This window comes from Sulfitobacter sp. PR48 (genome assembly GCF_028807335.1).
In the GTDB taxonomy this organism is placed as follows: domain Bacteria; phylum Pseudomonadota; class Alphaproteobacteria; order Rhodobacterales; family Rhodobacteraceae; genus Sulfitobacter.
Map to the genome: position 1 here is coordinate 56,063 of NZ_JARAMM010000009.1, position 24,168 is coordinate 80,230.

A 24,168-nucleotide genomic window follows, 5' to 3' on the forward strand; every position below is an offset into this window, starting at 1 on the left:
TGGTCCAGAGGACAAGACTTGGATTGGTATCAGACCCTATTCGAACTCATCGACATGCGGTCCTTTTCGAACCTGTGGTTCTGGATTGTACTTGCGGTGACCTGGTCGACGGCCAGCCATTGGGTGCTGGGCGTGCCCTATGACATGGTGCTGCGTGCCCGCCGTCAGGGCGCACAGGCCGAGGTTGATCTGGAAGACATGGTGCGCATCAATGTGAACCGTCTGTTGTTCATCGCGCAGGTCTCGGGCCTCTGGATTCTGGGGTTTGCCTGTTTCGGGCTGACCATGCTGGTTCTGCTGGGCTTCGTCTATGGCATGGAATTTGCGCAGGCGGTGTTCCTGCTGGCCTTTCCGCTGTCGCTGATCGGGGTGCTCAGCCTGTCCACCGCGCGGCTGATCCAGTCGGAAGGTGCGACCGGAGAGCGGCTGCGCAAGCGGCTGACGCGGCACCGGCTTTATACCCAGATCATCGGCATGGTGTCGATTTTCGTCACCGCGATCTGGGGCATGTATCAAAACGTGGCGCTCGGCCCGCTGGGCGGTTGACAGCGCCCTGCGTGGGGCCAATTGGAACGACATGGTTAAGCAGAGCAAAATCACGCTGTCGGGCGTGCCCGAAGGCCATGATGCACGGACCCTGCTGGAGGAGGTCGCCAAAGGCGCTCCGGTGCTGCACATCGCCCGCGATGACAAGCGGATGGCGGCGATGCAGGCCGCACTTGCCTTTTTCGCGCCGGACATGCCGGTGGTCACCTTTCCGGGCTGGGATTGCCTGCCTTATGACCGGGTTTCGCCCAATGCCGACATCTGTGCGCAACGTATGGCGACGCTGGCGGCCCTTGTGCACGGGATGCCCGACAAATTCGTCCTGCTGACCACGCTGAACGCCGCAACCCAGCGGGTGCCTGCGCGCAGCGTGCTGCGCGAGGCGGCCTTTTCCGCGCGGGTCGGCAGCCGCATTGACGAGGCCGCGCTGCGGGCCTTTCTGGTGCGCATGGGCTTTGTGCAAAGCCCCACGGTGACCGAACCGGGCGATTATGCCATCCGGGGCGGGATCATCGACATCTATCCGCCGGGTGATCTGGGCCCGGTGCGGCTGGATTTCTTCGGCGATGTGCTGGACGGCGCGCGGCGCTTCGACCCGGCCAGCCAGCGCACCACCGACAAGCTGGAGGTGGTGGAGCTTGCCCCGGTGAGCGAGGTCATCCTCGACGAGGCGGCGATCACCCGGTTCCGGCAGAACTACCGCATCGAGTTCGGCGCGGCGGGCACGGATGATCCGCTTTACGAGGCGATCAGCGCGGGGCGCAAGCATCAGGGCGCGGAGCATTGGCTGCCCTTCTTCCACGAAAGCCTTGAGACGCTTTTCGACTATCTGCCGCAGGCCACGGTGACGATGGACGATCAGGTGACACCGGCGCGGCTGGCCCGCTGGGACAGCATCGCCGATCAATACGAGACCCGGCGCATCGCCATGTCGAACCGCTCGAAGATGGACAGCGTCTACAAGCCCGCGCCGCCGGAAGGGCTCTATCTGGACGACGAGGCCTGGCTGCTGGCGACGCAGGATCACCGGGTGATCCAGTTCATGCCCCTGCCGCAACCCACCGGGCCCGGCGTGCTGGACGCGGGCGCGCGGATCGGGCGCAGCTTTGCGCCGGAGCGGCAGCAGGAAGCGATCAGCCTGTTCGGCGCGCTGGCGGATCATATCCGCCGCAAGATGGCAGAAGGCCCGGTGCTGATCGCGAGCTATTCCGAAGGTGCGCGTGAACGTCTGACCGGGCTGATCGAGGACGAGGGCCTGGCAGAGGCGATCCCGGTCAGGAACGCCACCCGCATCGGCAAGCGCGGCCTGCATCTGGCGGTCTGGGCGCTGGAATCCGGGTTCGAGGCGCCCTGGGAAGCGGCGGGGCCAGAGGGCCGCATCACGGTGATTTCCGAGCAGGATGTGCTGGGCGACCGGCTGATCCGCGCGCCGCGCCGCAAGCGCCGGGCGGAGAATTTCCTGACCGAGGCGCAAAGCCTGACGCCGGGTGATCTGATCGTGCATGTGGACCACGGCATCGGGCGCTATCAGGGCATGGAGGTGATCACCGCCGCCGGGGCCGCTCATGAATGCCTGCTGCTGGAATATGCCGAAGGATCAAAGCTTTATCTGCCGGTCGAGAACATCGAACTGCTGTCGAAATACGGCCATGAGGAAGGGCTGCTGGACAAGCTGGGCGGCGGTGCCTGGCAGTCCAAGAAGGCCAGGCTCAAGGAACGCATCCGCGAGATGGCGGACAAGCTGATCCGCATCGCGGCGGAACGCGCCTTGCGCAGGGCGCCGGTGCTGGAACCCCCCGTCGGCGCCTGGGACGCCTTCGCGGCGCGTTTCCCCTATACGGAGACCGACGACCAGCTGCGCGCAATCTCCGACGTTGTGGACGACATGACCAGCGGCAACCCGATGGACCGGCTGGTCTGTGGCGATGTCGGCTTTGGCAAGACCGAGGTGGCGATGCGCGCGGCCTTTGTCGCGGCGATGAGCGGCGTGCAGGTGGCGGTCATTGCCCCCACGACGCTGCTGGCGCGCCAGCACTACAAGTCATTCTCCGAACGTTTCCGGGGCTTCCCGATCCAGGTGCGCACGCTCAGCCGCTTTGTGTCGGCGAAGGAGGCGGCGCTGACCCGTGACGGCATGGCCAAGGGCACCTGCGACATCGTGATCGGCACCCATGCGCTGCTGGCCAAGGGGATCAGGTTCAACAATCTCGGGCTGCTGATCATCGATGAGGAACAGCATTTCGGTGTCACCCACAAGGAACGGCTGAAGGCGCTGCGCACGGATATTCACGTGCTGACCCTGACCGCCACGCCGATCCCGCGCACGCTGCAGCTGTCGCTGACGGGGGTGCGCGACCTGTCGATCATCGGCACGCCGCCCGTCGACCGGCTGGCGATCCGCACCTATGTCAGCGAATTCGATATGGTCACCCTGCGCGAGGCATTGCTGCGCGAACATTACCGCGGCGGGCAGTCGTTCTATGTGGTGCCGCGGGTGTCGGACCTGCCCGAGATCGAGGCTTTCCTCAAGGAACAGCTGCCGGAACTTACCTATGTGGTGGCGCATGGCCAGATGGCGGCGGGCGAGCTGGACGACCGGATGAACGCCTTTTACGACGGCAAGTTCGACATTCTGCTGGCCACGACCATCGTGGAATCCGGGCTGGATATTCCCACCGCCAACACGATGATCGTGCACCGCGCCGACATGTTCGGTCTGGCGCAGCTCTACCAGATCCGGGGGCGGGTCGGGCGCTCCAAGACCCGCGCCTATGCCTATCTGACCACCAAGCCGCGTGCGAAGCTCACCGCCACCGCAGAGAAACGCCTGCGGGTGCTGGGTTCGCTCGATACGCTGGGGGCGGGGTTCACGCTGGCCAGCCAGGATCTGGACATTCGCGGGGCAGGCAACCTGCTGGGCGAGGAGCAATCCGGCCAGATGCGCGATGTGGGGTTCGAGCTTTATCAATCCATGCTGGAAGAGGCGATTGCCAAGATCAAGGCAGGCGAGATGGAGGGGCTGTCGGAGGCGGACGAGCAATGGGCCCCGCAGATCAACCTCGGCGTGCCGGTGCTGATCCCGGAAGATTTCGTGCCGGACCTCGACGTGCGGCTGGGGCTTTACCGCCGACTGTCCGGGCTGAGCACCAAGGTGGAACTGGAAGGTTTCGCCGCCGAGCTGATCGACCGTTTCGGCAAGCTGCCGCGCGAGGTCAACACGCTGATGCTGGTGGTGCGGATCAAGGCAATGTGCAAACGCGCCGGGATTGCCAAGCTGGACGGTGGCCCGAAGGGGGCGACGATCCAGTTCCACAACGACAAGTTTGCCTCACCTGAGGGGCTGGTGGCCTTTATCCAGGACCAGCGCGGGCTGGCACGCGTCAAGGACAACAAGATTGTCGTGCGCCGCGACTGGAAATCCGAAGCCGACAAGATCAAGGGCGCCTTTGCCATTGCCCGTGACCTTGCCGAACATGTGATTGCCAAGGAAAAGAAGGTCAGGAAAGTGTCCTGACCGAGGGCGCAGCGGCAAGGGCGCCGGTCTTCAAGCGTGGCGGGTTATTCCGCCGGGGCGGCGAGGTCCACTTCGGAGCGTGTCAGCAGCAGCATCAGACCCCAGGCCGCGCAGGCCATGAGCAAGACGGAACCGAAGAGCAGCGACACATCGTCGGCAAACATCAGGGCAACCGGCGAGGCGATCAGCGCCGCCAGAATGGTCGATACCGATCCAATGACAGAGGCCGCCATGCCCGCCATATGGCCCATCGGCTCCATCGCGATGGCATTGAGGTTGCCAAGCGTCAGCCCGGCCTGGGCGAAGAGGCACAATTGCCAGAACAGGAAGGCCCCGAACCCCAGCACGCCGCCGGCGCTGGCAAGGCCGGAGAAATACATGAACCCGGAAAGCAGGATCTGTCCGAACAACGTCAGCCTGACCAGCCGCCGCATGCCCAGACGTTCGACCAGCAGCGCATTCAGGATGCTGGAGGTGCCCGCGATCACTGCCACGGCGCCGAACCAATAGGGGAAAGTCTCTGCCCGGCCATAGACCTGGGCATAGACCGGCTGGATCAGCATCAGGGTGCAAAAGAACATGGCCATGGCCATGACCTGTACAATGATCGCCAGCCGCACCGTGCGATGTGTCATGATCTCGCGGATGGCATCGAGCAAGAGGCGCAGCCGCAGGGGGCGGCGGTCTTCGCTCCGCAAGGTCTCTGGCAGGCGGATCGCCATCCAGATCACGCTGATGGCCGAGAAGGCGACAAAGGCCAGGTAGATGCCGCGCCAGTCCGACAATTCGATGATCAGCGATCCCATGATCGGGGCCAGCGCCGGCACCAGGGTAAAGACCAGCATGATGAAAGAAACGATCTTGGCCATGTCCCGGCCCGAGAAAAGATCGCGGACCACGGCAATCGCCACCACGCGCGGGCCGGAGGCGCCCAATCCCTGAAACACCCGGGCGACAAGCATCGCCTCAAGCGACTGGCTGGCCCAGGCCGCCATTGCGCCGATAATATAAAGCACCACACCGCCAAAGATCACCGGACGACGGCCAAAGGCATCCGAAAGCGCGCCGGTCACCAATGTGCCCGCTCCCATGCCAAAGACAAAGGCGGTCAGGATCAGCGGCGCGCGATGCGCAAGTTCCGGTGACAGTTCGCGCGAGATTTCCGGCAGCGCGGGCAGCATCGCATCAATGGAAAACGCGATGGAGGCGAACATCATCGCGATCAGTCCGACAAACTCTGCCCTGTGGATTGTCAGTTCTTGCTTGGGCTTGTCCACACGGCACTCCAACGGGTGCGCCGAACAAAAAAACAGGCGCTTTCCGTCGTTTGGATAACCCATGGTTGCAGGTCAGACAACAACTTATAAAAACAGTCGTAAATTTTTCTAACGCTCAGGATGCCAGCCGCGTTTCTGCGCAAGAAAGTGTTGCTGATGTATTGGGCATTTCAAGCAGCTGAACGATGTCGCTCAACCCCTCCAGGTCGACAAAGGGGGGCACTTCGCCCAGTGCCAAGGCACCTGCATTGTAGTTCACGATATCGGTGCGCAGCTGGTCCCAGCAATCCTGCGCAATGACCCGCGACACAAAGCGCGCGCGTTCGAGCATCGCGCGCCGCTGGTGATAGGGCAAGGCGCAGCGGATGCCGCTGCGCAGACAAAGCGCATCGGTGGCGCAACCCACGATCAGCTCCCGGCCAAGGCCGCCCAGATGGCGCAGCCTTGCGCTGGTTTGCGGCCCGATATCGTCAAAAACACCATATGTCAGCACCACCCGGCCGGGCACCTGGCCGATCATGCGCCGGTCCTCTGCACCGGGCCGGATTCCTTCAGCCAGATGGCATGAACAGGGCAGGGCCGGGGGAAGAATACCGGCTCTGCCGCCGCTTTTCCGCCCTCTTCAGAGGGGGGAAGAATGATGAAAGCCCTGCCTGAATGCCACACGGCATCGCGGTCCGGCGTCGCCTGGATGTCTGTCATTGTACCCGCTCAAACTGTTCTGATCAGGGGTCTGTGCCCCATTTGTGCCATCAGGTTAGGCCAGCGGGCGGGTGCTGGCAAAGCCCATGTGCCACATGGACACCGGATGTGGCCGATCTGCCATAGTCACGCGGAATCAGAATGTTGGCTTGGGGGCCAGAGCCCAGGGCCTAGAGCCCAGGGCCTAGCTGCCATGCAGCTCTGCGATCACCTTTGCCCAAAGCTCGGGTGGCTGCGCGCCGGGAACCGCGTGCTGGTTCGCCACGATGAAGGTCGGAACCGAATTGATCCCCATCCGGCGGCTGTGGGCGTCGCGGTCCTGAATCGCCTTGCGGTCCTCGTCGGTCTGCAAAAGCCGGGTCACGACGCCTGCGTCCATCTCGATGCTGTCTGCGATATCGGCCAGCACCTCGGCATCGCCGATGTCGCGGGCCTCCACGAAATAGGCCTTGAACAGCGCGGAGACCGCCGCCGTCTGGCGCCCTTCGATCCCGGCCCAATGGATCAGCCTGTGGGCATCCAGCGTGTTGGGCGTGCGTTTCATCTGTTCGAAGTTGATCGTCAGCCCGGCATTCCGGGCGTGATCCACGATCGGGGCATAGGCGCGCACCGCGCCCTCCTTGCCGCCGAATTTGTTCTCAAGATAGGCGCGCCGGTCCATGCCTTCGGCGGGCATATCCGGGTTCAGCTGAAACGGGTGCCATTCGATCACGAATGGATGGTCCGGATGGTCCAGCAGGGCCCGGTCAAGATGGGCTTTTCCGATATAGCACCAGGGGCAAATCGGGTCTGACATGATGTCAAGCTTGATCGGGTCCGGCATCTTTTCTGGCCTCGAATTCCGCGCGCAACCTGCGCCGCAAGAGCTTGCCATTGGCCCCGGTGGGCAGCGCGGCAAGGTGAATGTAAAGGCGCGGTTGCTTGTAGCGCGCCAGCGTTCGTTCCGCATAACGGGCCAGCGCCGCATCGTCCAGAGGGGCAGGCGCGGTGTAGAAGGCGGCGATCACGCTGACACCGGGTTTGACCTCGACTTCGGCGGCACCCACGCCGGTGACGCCGGGCGCATTGGCAAGCGCCGCCTCGACCTCCACCGGCGAGACCCGAAAGCCGCCCGCGTTCATCATGTCGTCGCGCCGCCCCAGATAGGTGATCTGCCCCTCCGCATCCATCACGCCCTGATCCCCGGTCAGGAACCAGTCGCCCTGAAACCGCGCGGCGGTCTGTTCCGGCGCGCCAAGGTAGCCCAGCATCAGGCCGGGGTCGCTGCGGTGAATGGCAATGGTGCCCACTTTGCCGGTTGCGGCGGGGCCGGTTTCGCTCAGGATCGCCACCTGTCGTCCCGCCTGCGCGCGGCCCAATGCGCCGGGTGTCGCCGGATGGTCCGGGCAGCCGGAGATGAAGGTGGAACATTCCGACATGCCAAAGGCCTCGTAAACCGGGGTGCCGGTGGCCGCGGTCCAGGCGTCGCGCACCACCGGGTTCAGCTTTTCCCCCGCGCTCAGCCCGTGGCGCAACGCGGGCAGGGCGAGGCGGTCGCGCCCTTTCAGCATTTGCCGGTACACCCCCGGGGCCGCTGCAAAGAGGGTTGCGCCATGCCGTGCCATCAGCTCGGGCAGATCTGCGGCCTGGGTGCCGGGCGCCGGAATCAGCGCGGTGGCGCCCATCGTCCAGGGGTCCATCAGCCCGGTGCCAAGGGTAAAGGTCCAGTTGAACGCGCCCGCGTGCAGCATCCGGTCTTCCGGGCGCAGCCCGTACCAGCCGTCAAACATCATCTGCCGCGCCAGAATCGCACGATGCGCATGCATGACCGCCGTGGGCCTGCCGGAGGTGCCGGAGGTATAGATGATATAGCCCAGCCTGTCGGGATTGCCCAGATGCCAGTCCACCGGCGGCAGCGCCTGCATGGCGCGCAGATCGTCCACATCAATGCGCGAAGGATGCGGCGGGCAGGGGACATCGGGGTCGTGAAGGATGGCGGCGGGGCGCAGATCGGGCAGCAGCCGCGCCACCTCGCCCTCGGTCAGCGCCGTTGCGGTGGGCACCGGCACCAGCCCGGCGGCCAGCGCCCCCAGATAGGCAATCGGGAAGTCGGGCGTATTGCCCAGGCGCATCAGCACCACGTCGCCCGGCGCAAGGCCCACCGCCCGCAATCCTGTGCCGGTGCCGCGGACCGCCCGGGTCAGCCGGTCAAAGGACCAGTCCTCGCTTGTGTCCACCGAGAGCAGCGCCAGCGCCACCTTGTCCGGCGTGGCAAGGCCTGCCCGCAGCACATGCTGCGCCAGATTGAAGTCGGTATATGCGGTTGTTGGTGCCATGCCACCGCGCTAGCCCAGCACGTGGCGCGTTGCAAGCACCGCCACGGGGCGCTAAAGCAGGGGGATGAGCCAGAACGCCAGCCTGATCGAGATTGCACGCGCCAGCGGTGAGCCGGAAATCACCCCGCCTCTGGATCTGGGCGCGCGCGTGCGGGAATTGCGCAAGGCGCGCGGCTGGACATTGGAACAGGCGGCAAAGCAGGCGGGTCTGGCCCGCTCCACCCTGTCAAAGATCGAAAACGGCCAGATGTCGCCCACCTATGAGGCGCTCAAGAAACTGGCCATCGGGCTTGAAATCTCGGTGCCGCAGCTATTCACGCCGCCTGCCGCGGAAAAGATCAATGGCCGCATGGTGGTCACCAAATCGGGCGAGGGGGCGGCCAAGGCCACCACCACCTATGAGCATGAGCTGCTGGCCGAGAGCCTGCGCAAGAAACAGATGCTGCCCTACCGCGCGCGCATCCGGGCCCGCACGATGGAGGAATTCGACGGCTGGGTGCGCCATGACGGCGAGGAATTCCTTTATGTGCTGACCGGCGTGATCACGCTTTATACGGAATTTTACGAACCGGTGGAGATGCGCCGGGGCGACAGCGCCTATTACGATGCGGCCATGGGCCACAATGTGATCTCCACCTCTGCCGAGGATGCCACGATCCTTTGGGTGACCTCGCTGGTCTGACCTTTTTCAGGCGCCCAGATAGGTCTGGGGTTCGGGGCAAAGCTGCAAGCAGACTGGATGGCATGCGGCGCAGCCACGCAACCGGATCACCTGTCGTCGAACAGCGGGCGCAGGATGACATGGGCCAGAAACACCGCCGCGATCTGCACCGCGATGAAAGCCGCGATATGGCCGGGGTAGATGCCTGCAAAGGTATCGGAGAACCCGCGTGCAAAGGTCACCGCCGGATTGGCGAAACTGGTGGAGGCGGTGAACCAATAGGCGCCGGTGATATAAAGCGCGACCAGAACCGGCACCGCCTCTTCACGGTGTTTCAGCCCGCCGAAAATCACGAACAACAGGCCGAAGGTTGCGATGGCTTCGGAAAACCACTGTGCGGCACCGGTGCGGTGCATGGTCTGGCTGACCTGCAGCACCGGCAGGGCGAACATCAGATGTGCCACCCAGACCCCCAGCACGGCACCTGCCACCTGGGCGGCGACAAAGAGCGGGACGTCCCTGCCGGGCATCTGGCCCCGCAGGTAAAAGGCCAGAGTGACCGCCGGGTTGAAATGCGCGCCGGAAATCGGGCCCAGCACGGTGATGATGGCATAAAGCATGCATCCCGTGGCAATGGCATTGGCCAGCAGGGCGATGGCACTGTTTCCCTCGGCCAGGGAGGCGCCCATGATTCCGGAGCCGATGACAGCGACCAGCAGCATCGCGGTGCCCAGCCCCTCGGCGGCGAGGCGCCTCATGGCTGTGGACATGGCAGGAGGGGCCGGAAGGGCGCGGGGGGCGTTGCGAAAATACTCATGGCGCTGCGGTATCGCGAAGATGTTTCAATTTTGTGACGCATCCCACCACCAGACCTCTGGCATGTAGTTCGGCCCGTCGCCGTAAAGCGGAATCCTGTCGGGATATTTCATTTCGACCTTATGGGCGATCAACCCTTCGTCGAACTGCCAGAAGGGGATGACGTAGCGCCCCGCCGTCAGCAGCCGGTCGAGCGCGCGCACGGCATGGGTGAATTCATCCGCCCCGCGCGCGGTCAGCATCTTGTCGATCATCGCGTCGACGGCGGGGCTTTCGATCCCCATCATGTTGCCCGATCCGGGCACTGACGCCGCGTCAGACCCCCAGTAATACCGCTGTTCGGTGCCGGGGCTCAGCGACAGTGAGCGCCGGAAGGTGGTGATGTCGAAATCGAAAGTCTCAAGCCGCTTGTTCAGCTGGGCATTATCGATCACATCGACGGTTGCGGCGATCCCCAGCCGGGCAAGCGCCTGCACATAAAGATCGGCAATCTTGTCCGAACCGGCCACATCCAGCCTGCTGCCCTTGGACAGCAGGATATTCACCGTCAGCGGTTTGCCCGCCGCATCCCGCATCACCCCGTCCTGCGCCGAATACCCCGCCGCCTGCAATTGTTTCATCGCATGACGAATGCCTGCGCGGTTGCGGGCTGATCCATCCCCTTCGGGCAGCGCATAGCCGGTCAGCGCGCCCTCGGGCAGGGTGTCGCTGAAGGGTTTCAGCAGATCGGCCACCGGCGCCGGTGCAGGCCCGGGGCGCATCGCAAGTTCGGAATTCGAGAAATAGGAGGTGATGCGCGGCAGCCTGCCGCCGGTCAATGTCTCGCCGATATATTCAAAGTTGAAGGCCCAGATCAGCGCGTCGCGCACCCGCCAGTCGTCAAAGGGTGGTTTGCGCGTGTTCATCACGAATCCGGTCATGCCCGAGGGCTTGGCATGGGGGAACGTCGATTTCACGATCTCGCCGCGCTGGACAGCGGGAAAGTCGTATTGCGTGTCCCAGGTCTCGGCGTTGAATTCGCGCACGGCGGAAATCTCGCCTGCCTTGAAGGCTTCAAAGACAACATTGGCATCGCCGTAGAAGTCCAGCTTGATCTCGTCGAAATTGTTGGTGCCCCGGCGAAACGGAATATCTGCCCCCCAGTAGTCGGGATTGCGCCGCAGGGTGACATAGCGGCTGGCCTGATAGTCGCTGATCACATAGGGCCCGCTGCCCAGCGGCACCTCCTGCAGGGGTGCATTGGCGAAATCCTTGCCCTCCCATTGTGCCTTGCTCAGGATCGGGCGGATACCTGCCAGCAGCGACAATTCGCGGTTGTCGGTGTTGAAGGTGATGCGCAGCGACCGGGGGCCGGTCTGTTCGATGCTTTCGATCTGTTTCCAGAAGTCCCGGTAGCGCGGGTGGCCTTCCGTTCCCAGAAGTTCGAAGGAAAAGATGACATCCTCGACCGTCACCGGGGTGCCGTCAGAGAATCGGGCCTCCTCGCGCAGGGTGAAGGCGACCCAGGAGCGGTCCTCCGGCACCTCCACTGATTCGGCCAGCAGACCGTAAAGTGTGAAAGGTTCGTCCAGGGACCGGCCCATCAGCGTCTCATGGGTGAAGAACGGCAATTGCCAGGGGATAGAGCCCTTGAGGACATATGGATTGAGGCTGTCGAAGCTGCCGGAATTCCCCAGCACGATCCGCCCGCCCTTGGGCGCATCCGGGTTCACGTAAGGCAGGGACACAAAATCGGGTGGTAGGGCGGGTTCGCCGTACATAGATATCCCGTGCTGCGGTTCCGCACCCGCCGGGGCGGCACAGAGAATCAGTGAAGAAAACGCCGCAACCGCCCAAGCTTTCTGGAAAAAATGAATCACCATTTTCTGCACAATCTCGCACTGCCCTTATTTTGTTAGGGCCTTGCATAGCTGGGCTTGGAGGGCACTTCAAACTTAATGCTTGGCCTGAGGCGCGAGATTGCTTATACATAGGGCACTGCTCGATAGGTTTCTTGCCTGTATGAAACCTGCCTCAATAACTTAACGCCAGCTTCGTGCTGGCGTTTTTTTTTGGCCGCGCCCGGTGCCGGGCAAATTGCGGCGGGCGCGGCGCTTTGCCCGTGAAAACCCCCGGGGCCAGATAGCTTGTCCGGGGCCATCGACCGGCATCACCCGGTGTTTCAGCTTTCCCCCGGACGCGCTATGCAAGGGGAAAGATTATTCTGCCCGGCGCGTTCACTTTGCAGGTGCAGCGCGGCATGATGCGGCGCAGCATCCAACTTCAGGAGATTTCACCATGGCCTATACAATCGACCTTTCCGGCAAGACCGCCGTGATCACCGGTTCCAATTCCGGCATCGGGCTGGGCATTGCCTGGGAACTGGCGCGGGCAGGGGCGGACATCGTGCTCAATTCCTTTACCGACAACACCGAAGACCACGATCTGGCCAAACAGATCGCGGCGGAGACCGGGGTCACCGCGCGTTACATCCGGGCGGATATGTCCAAGGCCGACCAATGCCGCCAGCTGATCACCGAGGCGGGGCGTTGCGATATTCTGGTGAACAATGCGGGCATTCAGCATGTGGCGCCGATTCCGGATTTCCCGGTCGAGAAATGGGACGCGATCATCGCGATCAACCTCAGCTCTGCCTTTCACACCACCGCCATGGCGCTGCCGATGATGCGCAAGGCCGGCTGGGGCCGGGTGATCAACATCGCCTCTGCCCACGGGCTGACGGCCTCGCCCTTCAAATCCGCCTATGTGGCGGCAAAACACGGCATCGTCGGCCTGACCAAGACCACGGCGCTGGAAACCGCGCAGGATCCGATCACCGCCAATACCATCTGCCCGGGCTATGTGCTGACCCCGCTGGTGGAAGCGCAGATTCCCGACACGATGAAGGAATACGACATGTCCCGTGAGGATGTGATCAAGAACGTGATGCTGCAACGACAGCCCAGCAAGGAATTCGCAACGGTCGAACAGCTGGGCGGGACCACCACCTTCCTGTGCTCTGACGCGGCCGCGCAGATCACCGGGACAGCGATCAGCGTGGACGGTGGCTGGACCGCACTTTGATGGCAGCCGGGAAAAAGCGGATCAATCTGGCGCTTCAGGGCGGCGGCGCGCATGGCGCCTTTACCTGGGGCGTGCTGGACCGGCTCCTGCAGGAGCCGGACCTGGAAATCTGCGGCATTTCCGGAACCTCTGCCGGGGCGTTGAATGGTGCGGCGGTGAAAGCCGGTTTCGTTGCCGGGGGTGCCGAAGGTGCGCGGGAAAACCTGGCATGGCTCTGGCGGCAGGTGTCGGGCATGCAGGATCTGCGGATGCAGAGCTGGATGGCCCCTTTCGGCATCGCCGCTGTCAGCCAGGCGCTGGAATACTCATGGCCGGTTGCCATGGCGGATGCGGTGTCGAATGTGACCTCGCCCTATGCCTATGGTCCGTTCTACCGCAATCCGCTGACCGATATTGTGACCAGGCTGGATTACGACAAGGTCTGCAATGGCATAGCGCCGCAGCTTTTCATCTGCGCGACGCGGGTGCGGAACGGCAAGATCAGGGTGTTCTCGGGGGATGAGATCGGGCCGGAGGCGATCATGGCCTCCGCCTGCCTGCCCACAGTGTTCCAGGCGGTGGAAATGCACGACACGGAAACTGGCCAGATGGAGGCATTCTGGGATGGCGGATACACCGGAAATCCGGCTCTTTTTCCATTGTTTGACAAGGGGTTGCCGGACGACGTTCTGGTGATCAACATCAACCCGCTGGAACGGCACGACCTGCCGCGCACACCAAAGCAGATCCAGAACCGGATCAATGAGATCAGCTTCAATTCAAGCCTGCTGAGGGAGCTGCGCGCGATTGAATTTGTCCAGCGCCTGCTCGACAGCGGCAAGATCCCCGAAGGCTCGATGAGCCGGATCAGGGTGCATATGGTGGCCGACGACAAGCTGATGGAGAAATTGTCCGTGGCCACCAAGCTGGTACCGCTGCCCGCTGTGATCGCGACCCTTTTCGAAGCGGGTCAAGCTGCGGCGGAGGGGTTCCTTGACGCGCATAAGGAGAAGATCGGTGTGGAAAGCAGCGTGAACCTTCCGGAGATGTTTGGATAAAGCCCGAGGGGGGCGGAGTTTTTAAAAACTCCGGACCGTTTTCTTTGAAGAAAACGGCGTTACGCGCAATGTGAACTGATATTTTTTACAGCAGCTTGGCGCAGACCCTTGATCTTGATCAGTCGCGGGACACCGGTGCGATGTCCAGAATGTCGCCCTGTTCTGCCCGGTCGCTGGGATAGACCAGCCCGGCCGAAATCACCAGTTTCGCGGCATCTTCCACCGTCATGTCCAGTTCGATCACATCCTTCTTGGGAAAGAACAGCAGAAACCCCGAGGTGGGGTTGGGCGTGGTGGGCACAAAGACGCTGATCATCTCGTCCGAAGGGTCCGATTTTTCCGCCACTTCGCCCTTGGCCGTGGTCGAGATAAAGCCAAGCGCCCAGATGCCCCTGCGGGGGTATTCGATCAGGCAGGCGGTCTCGAAGCTGCGTTCGGACTGGGCAAAGATCGTCTCGGATATCTGTTTGATCCCGGAATATATGGTGCGCACAACCGGGGTCCGCTCCACCAGGCTTTCGGCAAAGCGGATCAGCGACCGGCCGATGATGCCCTTGGCCATCCAGCCGACGATGATGGTGAACACCAGAAAGATGACAACCCCGAGCCCGCGCACGTTGATCTGAACGGAAGGGTCCAGGCCAAGGAAATCCTGCAGCATCCGGTCGGGGTGATAGGCCTTGGGCACCAGCGGCAGCACAAAGCCGTCGATCCAGCCGACAACGGTCCAGATCAGCCAGATGGTCAGCCCGACAGGTGCGATCACCACAAGGCCGGTCAGGAAGGACGCGCGCAGGCGCGCCACCAGTCCGGGGCGGCGGGGTTCGGATGTATCAAGATCAAAAGGCGTGTTCATGGGCAGTCCCGGCAAGATCGCGATATAGCTAAGACCTTTGCCTGCTTGCCACAATGGCAAGCAATCCATTTCCGCTTCATTTCAGGCGCTTTGCCTGGCAATTATGCGGGTGCTTTCACGATTTCTGCGGCAATGCGGGCTGCAAGGCGGGCATTGTTGCGCACCAGGGCGATATTGGCGGTCAGCGAGCGGCCCTCGGTCAGTTCAAAAATGCGTTGCAGCAGGTAGGGCGTGACGGATTTGCCGCTGATCCCATGGGCGGTGGCATCGGCCTGCGCCTTGGCGATCACCGGCGCCATCTCTGCTGCCGGGATTTCATCTGCCGCGGGAATCGGGTTTGCCACCAGCTGTCCGCCCGGCAGGCCCAGTGCCGCGCGCATCCGGTGCGCCGTTGCGATCCGGGCCGGATCATCCATGCGCAGCGGTGCCTTGAGCGGTGATGAGGCCGACCAGAAGGCCGGGAAACTGTCCTGACCAAAGGCGATCACCGGCACGCCCTGGGTTTCCAGCACTTCCAGCGTCTTTGCCACATCCAGAATCGCCTTGGCCCCGGCTGCCACAACTGTCACCGGGGTCTGTGCCAGTTCCATCAGGTCGGCCGAGATGTCAAAGCTGTTTTCGGCCCCCTTGTGTACGCCGCCGATCCCGCCGGTGGCAAAGACCGCGATTCCCGCCAGATGTGCCGCGATCATGGTGGCGGCAACCGTGGTGGCCCCGGTGCCGCCGCGCGCGATGCAAACGGCAAGGTCCGCGCGGCTGAGCTTGGCCACATTGGTCGCCTTTGCCAGGGCTTCCAGCTGTTCGGGCTCCAACCCGATGTGCAATTGCCCCTCAATGACAGCGATGGTGGCGGGGACGGCGCCGGCCCCGCGAATGTCGTCTTCGACCTGCCGGGCGACCTCCAGGTTCTGGGGGTGTGGCATGCCATGGGTGATGATGGTGCTTTCCAGCGCCACGATGGGCGCGCCTTTGTCGCGGGCCCGGGCAACTTCGGCGCTGAGGATCAGGGGCAGGGTCATATGCGGGTCTCTCCGGAAACGTAAAGGGCGGTGGCCTCCAGCGCGCGGTGCAGGGCTTGCTCGGCGCGGATGCCGCTGCGTTCGGCTGCGATATGGGCGGCCATGAATGTATCGCCCGCGCCGGTGACGCGGGTCACATGGACGGGCGGCGGGGTCTCGGTCAGCATGCTGTGAGGGTCGGCCACGGTGGCGGGTTTGCTGCCATCGGTGACCACAACGCGGGCGGCGCCCCGCGTCAGCAGGCCCGTCGCCGCGGCGCGGGAATCGGCAAATTCGGCCTGGCAGAGCAGGCCTGCTTCCTCAAGGTTCACATAGAGCGTCCCGCGCCCGGCCTTCACAAATGGGCCAAGGCGCAGCGCCTTGCCGGGCGAGGCGGGGGCGACGCGCAGGTCGGCCCGGGCCAGCAGCGGGCTTTCGGCCATCTGGCTCAGCAGGTCGATGGTCAGGTTGCCATCCAGCGCCACGGCGCCGGTAAAGGGCTGCGGCAGGCGGCCGTCGGACAGGGGCCCGAGGATCTTGTCGCCTGCGGCTTCCAGCGAATGGGCATCCGCGATGGCCGCGATCAGCCCGTTGGCCCCTTCGACCGCCATGTAACGGTCGGTCGGCAGATCGTCGGAGCGGTAGATGAAATCGGTGATCAGGCCGCGCACGGCGCAGGCGGTGATCAGTTCATCCCCCTCCGGGTCGCGGCCCACTGCCGACAACAGGGCGGGGGCCAGCCCGAAACGCGACAGCGCCATGCCGATGTTCAGCGCCACGCCGCCGGGCAGGCGGGTGATCCGCCCCGGCATGTCAGAGCCTTGCCGCATGGATTGATCGGAGCGGCCGATGATGTCCCACAGGACAGAGCCGATGCACAGGATATCAGGGGGATGCGATGCCGTCATGATGATGCTTTACCCGCGCCCGAGGTGGGGGCGCAAGCCATGTCATCGCGGCACTTCGAAGGTGAGCGCGGCCCAGAGCGTTTCCCAGACCGGCGCGTTTTCGGTTTCGCCCGCATCGGCGGCCTCGCGCAGGGTCACGGCGTCAAAGAGATAGGCATGCCCCGGCGTAACGGGGATCTCGGCAAGCCCCTCGGTGTCGGTCCGGTGCAGGGTGATGGTCACGCTGTCGTCGGGGGCACGGTCGAAAACCTCCACCTGCGCATCCGCGCGCGGCGCGCCGTCATAGGTCAGGCTGACCTGCATGGTGCCGTCGAATCCGGGGTCATAGGGGTTGGTCAGCGCGGTGAATTCCGTGGCCATCCCGACGGCTTGATCCGCGCCCGCGCCGCTGCCCACGGCGATCAGCGCCTTGACGTGCCGGGTATAGCGCTCGCGCAGCTTTTCCTTGCTCCAGCCCCTTTGTTCGTGGAGGGCGACGGCATCCGTGAAATCCTTGTGTTTGGTGAATTTCACGAACTTGTCCCAATCGGTATAGGTCACGTATTGCGGTGTGGTTTCATGCACCACCACCAGCAGCCCGTCGTCGATGGGGGCGGGGATGTTCAGGGCAGGGCGGTCGCCCGCGCGGGGCTTGAGCGGCGTGCGGACACCATCCGCCACCATGGCATAACACTCTGTGCTTTTGTCGAAGAAAGACAGGGTGTTGCCCACGAATTCCTGTCCATTCTTGAAATCCCCCACTACGGTTCCGCCATTATCGACTTGATAATCATGCGGTTCGATCCAGAATTCATGGGACAGGGCGGGCGACAAAGGCACCGCGCCAAGGGTAACAAGTAAAAACAGACGGGACAGATACATGCAAAAAACTTTCACCGGGTTGATATCAAAGCTGTTGTTGGTGACGCTTTTGTCAAGCCTGTTCCTTCTTGGCGGGCAGCGCGCGGGGGCGCACGAGCTGCAGCCGACCATTGGCGATCTGAGTGTCGAGGACGGCACCATCGAACTGGTGCTGCACATCAATCTTGAGGCGTTTCTGGCCGGGATCGACCTGGACGCGGTGGATGACACCAATGATGCCGCCAATGCCGAAGATTATGATGCGCTGCGCGCGCTCTCCAGCGAGGAGATCATTGCCCGTGTCCCCGGCCTGCTTGAGCGGTGGAATGCTTTGCCCTTGCTGAGCACGGATGGCGCGCCGGTGGCGCTGAGCACCGCCTCTGTCACCATGCCTCAGGATGTGGACATCGAACTGTCCCGCATCTCCGATTGGACGCTGACCGCGCCGGTCGATCCGCGCGCCGAGGTTGTGCAGGTTCGCTGGCCGGAAGGCGGCGGGGCCATGGTGCTGCGCCAGCAAGGGGTGGAAGACCCTTACACCGGCTATCTTGACGGGGGCGACACCAGCCCGGAGATCACCCTGCAGGGCGGTGCGGAACAGACCTGCCTTGGTACTTTTGTCGGCTATGTCCCGGTTGGATTCGACCACATCCTGCCCAAGGGGCTGGACCATATCCTGTTCGTGCTTGGCCTGTTCTTTCTGTCCATCCACCTGCGGCCGCTGGTCTGGCAGGTCTCTGCATTCACGCTGGCGCATACGGTCACGCTGGCGCTGGGGGCGCTGGGGCTGGTCAATGTGCCGGGCGCCATCGTGGAGCCGCTGATCGCCGCTTCAATCGTCTATGTCGCTGTCGAGAATATCTTTTTCCACCGCCTCAGCCGCTGGCGACCAATGGTGATCTTTGGCTTCGGGCTGCTGCACGGGCTGGGTTTTGCCTCGGTCCTGGGCGATTTCGGCCTGCCGCCGGGGCATTTCGTGCCGGCGCTGATCGGCTTCAACATCGGGGTGGAACTGGGCCAGCTGACCGTGATCGCGATGGCTGCAATCCTGCTGTGGCTGGCGGTCGGGGCCGCGCGCAAGGCCCATCTGGAAGGCCAGGAAGAACTGGTGACCGAATACCCGGTGATGTTCCGCGCCGTCTCGGTGACAGGATCGCTGCTGATCGCGATCATCGGGGCCTATTGGGTGGTAGAGCGGGTGTTTCTCTAGGCTCCGGACACCGGATGCTGCACCCACCCTTCGGGGTGGGCGCGACCCTTGCCTCAGACCATCGCCCGGATCAGCGTGGCGAGGGTGGCAGCGGGATCTTCGGTGGACCAGATCTCGTCGCCGATGCCGAAAAAGTCGGTATAGGGGGCCAGGGTGCGGATCATTTCCGCGTCCAGCGCCCCTTCGGCGACGACGGGCACTTCGATCACTTCGGACCACCACTGGAACAGCTCGGTCTCTGCGTGGCTGCCATCGCCCAGGGCGGAGGCCTGCGCCGGGCCGAAGCTGACGTAATCCGCGCCTGCTTCGCCTGCGGCCATGCCATCGTGTTTGGAGGGGCCGCAGTAGCTGCCCACGATGGCGTCTTCGCCCAGTTCCTTGCGGGCATAGCGGACCGACCGCGCGGCATCCGACAGGTGCACGCCATCCAGGCCCAGCCGTTCGACCATCAGCAGATGATCCGAAATCACCAGCGCCACGTCGCGGGCATGGGTCACTTCGCGCAGCGCGTCGGCGGCGCGGGCAACGCGGTCTTCGTTCTTGCTGGACAGGGCCAGACGGACACAGGCCACGGGATGCGCATCAAGAACGGAACCCAGCAGGGCCGGAAAACTGCCCAGTTCGATTTCGGGTGGGGTGATCAGATAGATCTGCGGCTGTTCGGGGGTGTCCATGGGCGCGGTCCTTTGCGGTCTTTGGCGGTCTGCGTACCCCAAGCGGCGGGGAAATGAAAACCTTTCTTGCGGGCCTGGTGGACCGGCGGTAAGAGGCGGCATGACCCGCCCTGTGAGCCTTCCGAAAATTCCGGCCTTTGTCCTTGTGCGTCCGCAGATGGGCGAGAACATCGGCGCGGCGGCCCGCGCCATGTGGAACTTCGGTCTGGACCATATGCGCATCGTGGCACCGCGCGATGGCTGGCCGAACCCTGCGGCGGTGGCCATGGCATCGGGCGCGGGGCGGCTGCTGGACGAGGCGCGGCTTCGCCCTGATCTGCCGGATGCCCTGGCGGATTGCGATTTCGTGCTGGCGACCACGGCGCGCGGACGCGATATGACCAAGCCGGTCTTCGCGCCCGAGGCGGCAATGGCGGAGGCGGCGAAACGGATCGCCCGGGGCGAGCGGGTTGCGGTGCTGTTCGGTCCGGAACGCGCGGGGCTTGAGAACGAGGATGTGGCGCGGGCCAATGCCATTGTGTCGGTCCCGGTGAACCCGGCGTTTGCATCGCTGAACCTGGCGCAATGTGTCTTGCTGATGGGCTATGAATGGATGCGCGCCACGGGCTCTGTCACCGATATGACCACCGAAATGGCAGGCACGGAATGGGCCAGCGGCCAGGAGATCGAGCATCTGGCGGCGCATTACGAGGAACGGCTTGAGGAAGCGGGGTTCTTTTTCCCCGCGCATAAGGTCGCCTCGATGAAGCTGAACCTGCGCAACATGTGGTCTCGGATGCCGATGACGCGGGCGGATGTGCAGATGATGCACGGGATGATGCGGCAGATGGTGCGCTGGAAGGATCGAGGCAAGTAAGGTGCGCACTGCTGCGGCAGTGCGCGATTGCCCGAAATCCGACATGCCTGAGAGGTGCGGTGGCTTTGGCACATACCCTCGTTGGCAATGACGCGTAGCCGATGAGCACACCAGTGAAATGTGAGCTCCTTGCGAAAAGCGCTCCCCCGTCGAAACGCCGCACACCGCGCGCAGATGATTGCTGCGACAGGAGCCGCGACAATTGGCGAAGGCGTCAAAAGGTGAAGACATGTCATTTATGACAGGTCTTCTAAGACCTGTCATAAATGACATGTCAGCAGTTTCGGCACGGCTCAGACCTCGGACATGACGGGGTGCAAGGGCGAAGATCACGTCGGGATCAAACCCCGTGCAGGCCCGGCGGACCGCGTTGGTGCAGGCGTCGGCTGTGCCATTGCCAGGACGATGCCGGGCTTGCCTGCACCGTCGCTGATACCTTTCCCGCCCGGAACCATCCCATGGGTGCGACACTGCGCGCCCGGACAGGTGGTTTGCCGCACTGGACCTCTGTCGCGCCGTGACCTACCAAGGCGGTACTTCAAGACCGAGGCAGGATATGGCTGAAAAACGCAAGTTGTTCGAAGAAGTGGCCGAGACCGGCACCACGAGGCCGCAGACCCAGGCAGGTGTGATCGACCGGGGCAGGGGCGCTGGCCGCAGCGCGATGCGGGTCTGGCTGATGATCCTCTTCGCGCTGGTCTTCATCATGATCGCGGTGGGCGGCATGACCCGGCTCACGGATTCCGGCCTGTCGATCACCGAATGGCGCCCCGTGACCGGCGCGCTGCCCCCCATGAGCGAGGCGCATTGGCAGTCGGAGTTCGAGAAATACCAGGCCATCGACGAATTCCAGGTGCAGAACGCCTGGATGGAACTGGCTGATTTCAAACGGATCTACTGGTGGGAATGGGGCCACCGTCAGCTGGGCCGGGTGATCGGGCTGGTCTGGGCGCTTGGCTTTGGCTGGTTCGCCCTGCGCCGGCAGGTTCCGGCCGGCTGGCATGGCCGGCTGTTGCTGCTGGGCGCGCTTGGCGGCGCGCAGGGGGCGATCGGCTGGTGGATGGTATCCTCTGGCGTGACCAGCGGTGAAGGGGTCACGGATGTGGCCAGTTACCGGCTCGCGACACATCTTGGCCTTGCCTTTGTCATCATGGGGTTCATCACCTGGTACATCCTGATGCTGGGCCGGTCGGAGCGTGACCTGATGCAGGCACGCCGGACCAGGGAGGCAAAACAATTCGGCATGGCCACGGGGCTGCTGCATCTTGTGTTCGTGCAGATCCTGCTGGGCGCCCTGGTCGCCGGGATCGACGCGGGCCGCTATTTCATCGACTGGCCGCTGATGCAGGGGCAGTTCTTTCCGCCCGAGGCCTTTGACCTGACCCCGGTCTGGCGGAATTTCTTTGAGAATGCGGGGCTGGTGCAGTTCATCCACCGCATGACCGGCTATCTGCTGGCCATCTTCGGAATTGTCGTCTGGCTGCGCGGACGCCGCTCGGCCCATGCCACCACCCGTTTCGCATTCAATGCCGTGATGGCGGCACTGGCCCTGCAGATCGCATTGGGCATCACCACCGTGCTGTACGCGGCGCCCGTCCATATTGCCCTGGCGCATCAGGCGCTTGCAGTGGTCCTGTGGGTGCTGATCCTGCGCGCCCGGTTCCTGAGCGCCTATCCCGTCGCGACATCCCTGAGAGGAAAATGACCATGACAGCCTATGATGACCTGATGGCGTACCAGCGCGAAACCGAAGCCCTGTCGCAGGTGGCCGGCAGGCTGGGCTGGGATCAGGAAACCATGATGCCGCGCGGTGCAGCACCGCAACGGGCCGAGGAAATGGCCGCGATGGAATCGGTGCTGCATGCCCGCCGCGTCGATCCCCGCCTGGGCGACTGGCTGGCAGAGATCGAGGACAGCGCGCTGGATGATGTGGGCCGCGCCAACCTGCGCCACATCCGCCGCAGCTTTGAACGCGCCAGCAAGGTGCCGGCCCAGCTGGCGGCACGGATCGCCCGCGTCACCTCCGAAGCGCAAGGCATCTGGGCCGAGGCGCGGGCGGCGGATGACTTTGCCGCATTTGCCCCCACGCTGACCGAGGTCATCGCGCTGAAACGCGAAGAGGGGCAGGCGCTGGCCCTGGGCGGGGATGTCTATGATGCCATGTTGCAGGATTATGAGCCCGGCACCACGGGGGCGGAAATTGCCGGGATGTTCGGCGCGCTGCGCCCGGAACTGAGCGAGCTGCGTGCGGCAGTCCGCGCCGCCAAGGCCCCGCCGAAGCTGACGGGCACATTTGACGAGGCGGCGCAGATGAAACTGACCCGCCATCTGGCCAAGACCTTTGGCTATGACATGTCCATGGGCCGGGTGGACAAGGCGGTGCATCCGTTTTCCTCCGGCTCCGGTCTGGACGTCCGGATCACCACGCGGACCAATGAGACGGACCCGTTCAACTGCTTTTACTCCACGATTCACGAGGTCGGCCATGCCGCCTATGAACAGGGGATCGACCGGGCCTATCTGCTGACCCCGCTGGGCCGCGGCGTGTCGATGGGGGTGCACGAAAGCCAGAGCCGGATCTACGAGAACCAGATCGGCCGCAGCCGCGCCTTTACCGCCTGGCTGTTTGGCGAGATGAAAAAGGTGTTCGGCGATTTCGGCATTCCCGATGCCGAAACCTTCTACAGGGTCGTGAACCGGGTTTCCGACGGTTTTATCCGCACCGAAGCGGATGAGCTGCAATATAATCTGCATGTGCTGATGCGGTTCGACCTGGAACGCGCGCTGGTGGCGCATGACCTGCAGGTACAGGACCTGGAAGCGGCCTGGAACGATCGATTCGAGGCCGATTTCGGCTTTCCGGTCGACAAGCCGTCGAACGGTGTACTGCAGGATGTGCATTGGTCTGTGGGTCTGCTGGGCTATTTCCCGACCTATTCGCTGGGCAATGTCTATGCCGGATGCCTGAACGAGGCGATGCGGGCCGCAGTTCCCGGTCTGGACGACCAATTGGCGCAAAGGGATACCAGCACCGCAACCGCCTGGCTGCGCGACAATGTACAAAGCCACGGCGGGTTGCTGGAACCGCGCGATGTCATCGCCCGGGCAACGGGCAAGCCGCCATCCGAGTCGCCGCTTCTGGGCTATTTGCGGAGCAAATTTACCGAGATTTACGAGTTGTAGCGGGCAATGAGCATTTTTTTGCCAATGTTCTCCTGTTTTTTGTGCGATTTTTTTGTATCAGCAGGTGCAAAATGCCGATGAATGCGATACATGGCTTTCAGTGACTTTTGATACGTGTCATAAGAATTGTGAACAGAAATACTCTTGGGAGTTTGGTCCAGATGAAAAAGATTTTCGCACTTACCGCAGCTGTTGCAATGTCCATTGCCGCAGGTGCATCTGCACAGAATACAACTCAGGCAGCTGTCCTGGGTGAAACCGGCAATCCGAACTACCCGATCCGGGTTCAGGGCGGCAATGGCCAGATTTACAGCTGCAAAGCTGAAATCGAAACAATCGACGGTGTGCGTGCACGTCGTTGCGTTCAGGATGACGATGGTGGCGCGCTCTACGCAGCCGGTGCCGGTCTTGGCACAGGCGCGGCAGTTGCAGCCGGTGCACTGCTGCTTGTCGTTCTGGCAGCCAGCGACAGCAGCAATGGCACAACAACCACCACAACTGTCACTGATTAATTCATGACCGCGCCCCTCGGGGCAGGGTTTGGAAAATTCACACCTCCCGGCTATATGGTCGGGAGGTGTTTGCGTTTGTGACCCTTTGTTTTGCGCCGGATCGTAAAACGGTCCGGGCGTTGGATCTGCTGGCGCAGGTGCCAGAGATCAGCCAAAGCTGACCTGCCCGTCACGCGATGGACCGACATCCGATTTGGAGA

21 protein-coding genes are annotated in these 24,168 nt (G+C 63.3%); 10 read left to right on the top strand and 11 right to left on the bottom strand.

Annotated features, from left to right (window positions below; genetic code table 11):
- Nucleotides 1-18 precede the first annotated feature (18 nt).
- Both PVW51_RS13325 and mfd read left to right on the top strand, forming a co-directional pair.
- Nucleotides 19-546, top strand: a complete 528-nt coding sequence (locus tag PVW51_RS13325) for a component of SufBCD complex (protein ID WP_274575527.1) — start codon at nucleotides 19-21, stop codon at nucleotides 544-546.
- Nucleotides 547-577: 31 nt separating this feature from the next.
- On the top strand, nucleotides 578-4,060 hold the full coding sequence (mfd, locus tag PVW51_RS13330) for a transcription-repair coupling factor (protein WP_274575528.1): 3,483 nt from the start codon (nucleotides 578-580) through the stop codon (nucleotides 4,058-4,060).
- Between the two features lie 44 nt (nucleotides 4,061-4,104).
- Here the strand turns inward: mfd and PVW51_RS13335 are convergent, their stop codons facing one another.
- The 4 genes from PVW51_RS13335 to PVW51_RS13350 all read right to left on the bottom strand — a co-directional run bounded on the left by PVW51_RS13335 (nucleotide 4,105) and on the right by PVW51_RS13350 (nucleotide 8,354).
- On the bottom strand, nucleotides 4,105-5,337 hold the full coding sequence (locus tag PVW51_RS13335; RefSeq protein WP_274575530.1) for an MFS transporter: 1,233 nt from the start codon (nucleotides 5,335-5,337) through the stop codon (nucleotides 4,105-4,107).
- A 115-nt stretch (nucleotides 5,338-5,452) separates the two neighbouring features.
- Complete coding sequence (locus PVW51_RS13340; protein WP_274575531.1) at nucleotides 5,453-5,857, bottom strand: glycerol-3-phosphate cytidylyltransferase; 405 nt, start codon at nucleotides 5,855-5,857, stop codon at nucleotides 5,453-5,455.
- 366 nt (nucleotides 5,858-6,223) lie between these two features.
- Nucleotides 6,224-6,862 (bottom strand): DsbA family oxidoreductase, encoded by a 639-nt coding sequence (locus tag PVW51_RS13345; RefSeq protein ID WP_274575532.1) that lies wholly within the window; start codon nucleotides 6,860-6,862, stop codon nucleotides 6,224-6,226.
- The gene (locus PVW51_RS13350) at nucleotides 6,840-8,354 is read right to left on the bottom strand and encodes a class I adenylate-forming enzyme family protein (protein WP_274575534.1); all 1,515 of its coding nucleotides are present in this window, start codon (nucleotides 8,352-8,354) and stop codon (nucleotides 6,840-6,842) included. The genes PVW51_RS13345 and PVW51_RS13350 overlap by 23 nt, the downstream gene beginning before the upstream one ends.
- 64 nt (nucleotides 8,355-8,418) lie before the next feature.
- Between PVW51_RS13350 and PVW51_RS13355 the strand changes: the two genes are divergently transcribed.
- Nucleotides 8,419-9,036, top strand: coding sequence for a helix-turn-helix domain-containing protein (locus PVW51_RS13355; RefSeq protein ID WP_274575535.1), 618 nt, complete (start codon nucleotides 8,419-8,421; stop codon nucleotides 9,034-9,036).
- Between the two features lie 86 nt (nucleotides 9,037-9,122).
- On the opposite strand, the gene PVW51_RS13360 is transcribed toward PVW51_RS13355, so the two are convergent.
- Nucleotides 9,123-9,773, bottom strand: a complete 651-nt coding sequence (locus tag PVW51_RS13360; protein WP_274575536.1) for an aquaporin — start codon at nucleotides 9,771-9,773, stop codon at nucleotides 9,123-9,125.
- Between the two features lie 84 nt (nucleotides 9,774-9,857).
- Nucleotides 9,858-11,591 carry an extracellular solute-binding protein gene (locus PVW51_RS13365; RefSeq protein WP_338019757.1) on the bottom strand — a complete coding sequence of 578 codons (1,734 nt, stop codon included), beginning with the start codon at nucleotides 11,589-11,591 and terminating at the stop codon, nucleotides 9,858-9,860.
- Between the two features lie 529 nt (nucleotides 11,592-12,120).
- On the opposite strand from PVW51_RS13365, the gene PVW51_RS13370 reads away from it, so the two are divergent.
- Nucleotides 12,121-12,894: a 3-hydroxybutyrate dehydrogenase gene (locus PVW51_RS13370; RefSeq protein WP_338019758.1), complete on the top strand. Its 774-nt coding sequence runs from the start codon at nucleotides 12,121-12,123 to the stop codon at nucleotides 12,892-12,894.
- A complete protein-coding gene (locus PVW51_RS13375; protein ID WP_274575539.1) occupies nucleotides 12,894-13,931 on the top strand; it encodes a patatin-like phospholipase family protein in 1,038 nt (345 codons plus the stop codon). Before PVW51_RS13370 ends, PVW51_RS13375 begins: the two co-directional genes overlap by 1 nt.
- 118 nt (nucleotides 13,932-14,049) lie before the next feature.
- Here PVW51_RS13375 and PVW51_RS13380 read toward each other — a convergent pair whose 3' ends face one another.
- From PVW51_RS13380 to PVW51_RS13395, 4 genes are all read right to left on the bottom strand, one after another.
- Nucleotides 14,050-14,787: a DUF502 domain-containing protein gene (locus PVW51_RS13380; protein ID WP_269361933.1), complete on the bottom strand. Its 738-nt coding sequence runs from the start codon at nucleotides 14,785-14,787 to the stop codon at nucleotides 14,050-14,052.
- 101 nt (nucleotides 14,788-14,888) lie between these two features.
- On the bottom strand, nucleotides 14,889-15,806 hold the full coding sequence (locus PVW51_RS13385) for a pseudouridine-5'-phosphate glycosidase (protein ID WP_274575540.1): 918 nt from the start codon (nucleotides 15,804-15,806) through the stop codon (nucleotides 14,889-14,891).
- A complete protein-coding gene (locus tag PVW51_RS13390) occupies nucleotides 15,803-16,693 on the bottom strand; it encodes a PfkB family carbohydrate kinase (protein ID WP_274575542.1) in 891 nt (296 codons plus the stop codon). Before PVW51_RS13390 ends, PVW51_RS13385 begins: the two co-directional genes overlap by 4 nt.
- A gap of 42 nt (nucleotides 16,694-16,735) precedes the next feature.
- The gene (locus PVW51_RS13395; RefSeq protein ID WP_274575543.1) at nucleotides 16,736-17,554 is read right to left on the bottom strand and encodes a DUF4198 domain-containing protein; all 819 of its coding nucleotides are present in this window, start codon (nucleotides 17,552-17,554) and stop codon (nucleotides 16,736-16,738) included.
- Here PVW51_RS13395 and PVW51_RS13400 point away from each other — a divergent pair.
- Nucleotides 17,553-18,743 carry a HupE/UreJ family protein gene (locus tag PVW51_RS13400; protein ID WP_274575545.1) on the top strand — a complete coding sequence of 397 codons (1,191 nt, stop codon included), beginning with the start codon at nucleotides 17,553-17,555 and terminating at the stop codon, nucleotides 18,741-18,743. The two genes, PVW51_RS13395 and PVW51_RS13400, sit on opposite strands and share 2 nt — an antisense overlap.
- A gap of 53 nt (nucleotides 18,744-18,796) precedes the next feature.
- On the opposite strand, the gene PVW51_RS13405 is transcribed toward PVW51_RS13400, so the two are convergent.
- Nucleotides 18,797-19,417, bottom strand: a complete 621-nt coding sequence (locus tag PVW51_RS13405) for a thiamine phosphate synthase (RefSeq protein WP_114277248.1) — start codon at nucleotides 19,415-19,417, stop codon at nucleotides 18,797-18,799.
- A 100-nt stretch (nucleotides 19,418-19,517) separates the two neighbouring features.
- Here PVW51_RS13405 and PVW51_RS13410 point away from each other — a divergent pair, with 100 nt between their 5' ends.
- The 4 genes from PVW51_RS13410 to PVW51_RS13425 all read left to right on the top strand — a co-directional run bounded on the left by PVW51_RS13410 (nucleotide 19,518) and on the right by PVW51_RS13425 (nucleotide 23,968).
- Nucleotides 19,518-20,273, top strand: coding sequence for an RNA methyltransferase (locus tag PVW51_RS13410; protein ID WP_274575546.1), 756 nt, complete (start codon nucleotides 19,518-19,520; stop codon nucleotides 20,271-20,273).
- 556 nt (nucleotides 20,274-20,829) lie between these two features.
- Nucleotides 20,830-21,978, top strand: a complete 1,149-nt coding sequence (ctaA, locus tag PVW51_RS13415; protein ID WP_274575548.1) for a heme A synthase — start codon at nucleotides 20,830-20,832, stop codon at nucleotides 21,976-21,978.
- 2 nt (nucleotides 21,979-21,980) lie between these two features.
- On the top strand, nucleotides 21,981-23,456 hold the full coding sequence (locus tag PVW51_RS13420) for a carboxypeptidase M32 (protein ID WP_274575549.1): 1,476 nt from the start codon (nucleotides 21,981-21,983) through the stop codon (nucleotides 23,454-23,456).
- Nucleotides 23,457-23,617: 161 nt separating this feature from the next.
- On the top strand, nucleotides 23,618-23,968 hold the full coding sequence (locus tag PVW51_RS13425) for a hypothetical protein (protein WP_274575550.1): 351 nt from the start codon (nucleotides 23,618-23,620) through the stop codon (nucleotides 23,966-23,968).
- Nucleotides 23,969-24,168 lie beyond the last annotated feature (200 nt).

What these genes read in the sequence shown, in the direction of transcription:
- ctaA (WP_274575548.1), top strand. Translation starts at nt 20,830, where the DNA reads ATGGCTGAAAAACGCAAGTTGTTCGAAGAAGTGGCCGAGACCGGCACC.
- PVW51_RS13405 (WP_114277248.1), bottom strand. Translation starts at nt 19,417, where the DNA reads ATGGACACCCCCGAACAGCCGCAGATCTATCTGATCACCCCACCCGAA.
- PVW51_RS13425 (WP_274575550.1), top strand. Translation starts at nt 23,618, where the DNA reads ATGAAAAAGATTTTCGCACTTACCGCAGCTGTTGCAATGTCCATTGCC.
- PVW51_RS13360 (WP_274575536.1), bottom strand. Translation starts at nt 9,773, where the DNA reads ATGAGGCGCCTCGCCGCCGAGGGGCTGGGCACCGCGATGCTGCTGGTC.
- PVW51_RS13345 (WP_274575532.1), bottom strand. Translation starts at nt 6,862, where the DNA reads ATGCCGGACCCGATCAAGCTTGACATCATGTCAGACCCGATTTGCCCC.
- PVW51_RS13350 (WP_274575534.1), bottom strand. Translation starts at nt 8,354, where the DNA reads ATGGCACCAACAACCGCATATACCGACTTCAATCTGGCGCAGCATGTG.
- PVW51_RS13365 (WP_338019757.1), bottom strand. Translation starts at nt 11,591, where the DNA reads ATGTACGGCGAACCCGCCCTACCACCCGATTTTGTGTCCCTGCCTTAC.
- PVW51_RS13400 (WP_274575545.1), top strand. Translation starts at nt 17,553, where the DNA reads ATGCAAAAAACTTTCACCGGGTTGATATCAAAGCTGTTGTTGGTGACG.
- PVW51_RS13385 (WP_274575540.1), bottom strand. Translation starts at nt 15,806, where the DNA reads ATGACCCTGCCCCTGATCCTCAGCGCCGAAGTTGCCCGGGCCCGCGAC.
- PVW51_RS13390 (WP_274575542.1), bottom strand. Translation starts at nt 16,693, where the DNA reads ATGACGGCATCGCATCCCCCTGATATCCTGTGCATCGGCTCTGTCCTG.
- PVW51_RS13340 (WP_274575531.1), bottom strand. Translation starts at nt 5,857, where the DNA reads ATGATCGGCCAGGTGCCCGGCCGGGTGGTGCTGACATATGGTGTTTTT.
- PVW51_RS13395 (WP_274575543.1), bottom strand. Translation starts at nt 17,554, where the DNA reads ATGTATCTGTCCCGTCTGTTTTTACTTGTTACCCTTGGCGCGGTGCCT.
- PVW51_RS13355 (WP_274575535.1), top strand. Translation starts at nt 8,419, where the DNA reads ATGAGCCAGAACGCCAGCCTGATCGAGATTGCACGCGCCAGCGGTGAG.
- PVW51_RS13375 (WP_274575539.1), top strand. Translation starts at nt 12,894, where the DNA reads ATGGCAGCCGGGAAAAAGCGGATCAATCTGGCGCTTCAGGGCGGCGGC.
- PVW51_RS13420 (WP_274575549.1), top strand. Translation starts at nt 21,981, where the DNA reads ATGACAGCCTATGATGACCTGATGGCGTACCAGCGCGAAACCGAAGCC.
- PVW51_RS13410 (WP_274575546.1), top strand. Translation starts at nt 19,518, where the DNA reads ATGACCCGCCCTGTGAGCCTTCCGAAAATTCCGGCCTTTGTCCTTGTG.
- PVW51_RS13380 (WP_269361933.1), bottom strand. Translation starts at nt 14,787, where the DNA reads ATGAACACGCCTTTTGATCTTGATACATCCGAACCCCGCCGCCCCGGA.
- mfd (WP_274575528.1), top strand. Translation starts at nt 578, where the DNA reads ATGGTTAAGCAGAGCAAAATCACGCTGTCGGGCGTGCCCGAAGGCCAT.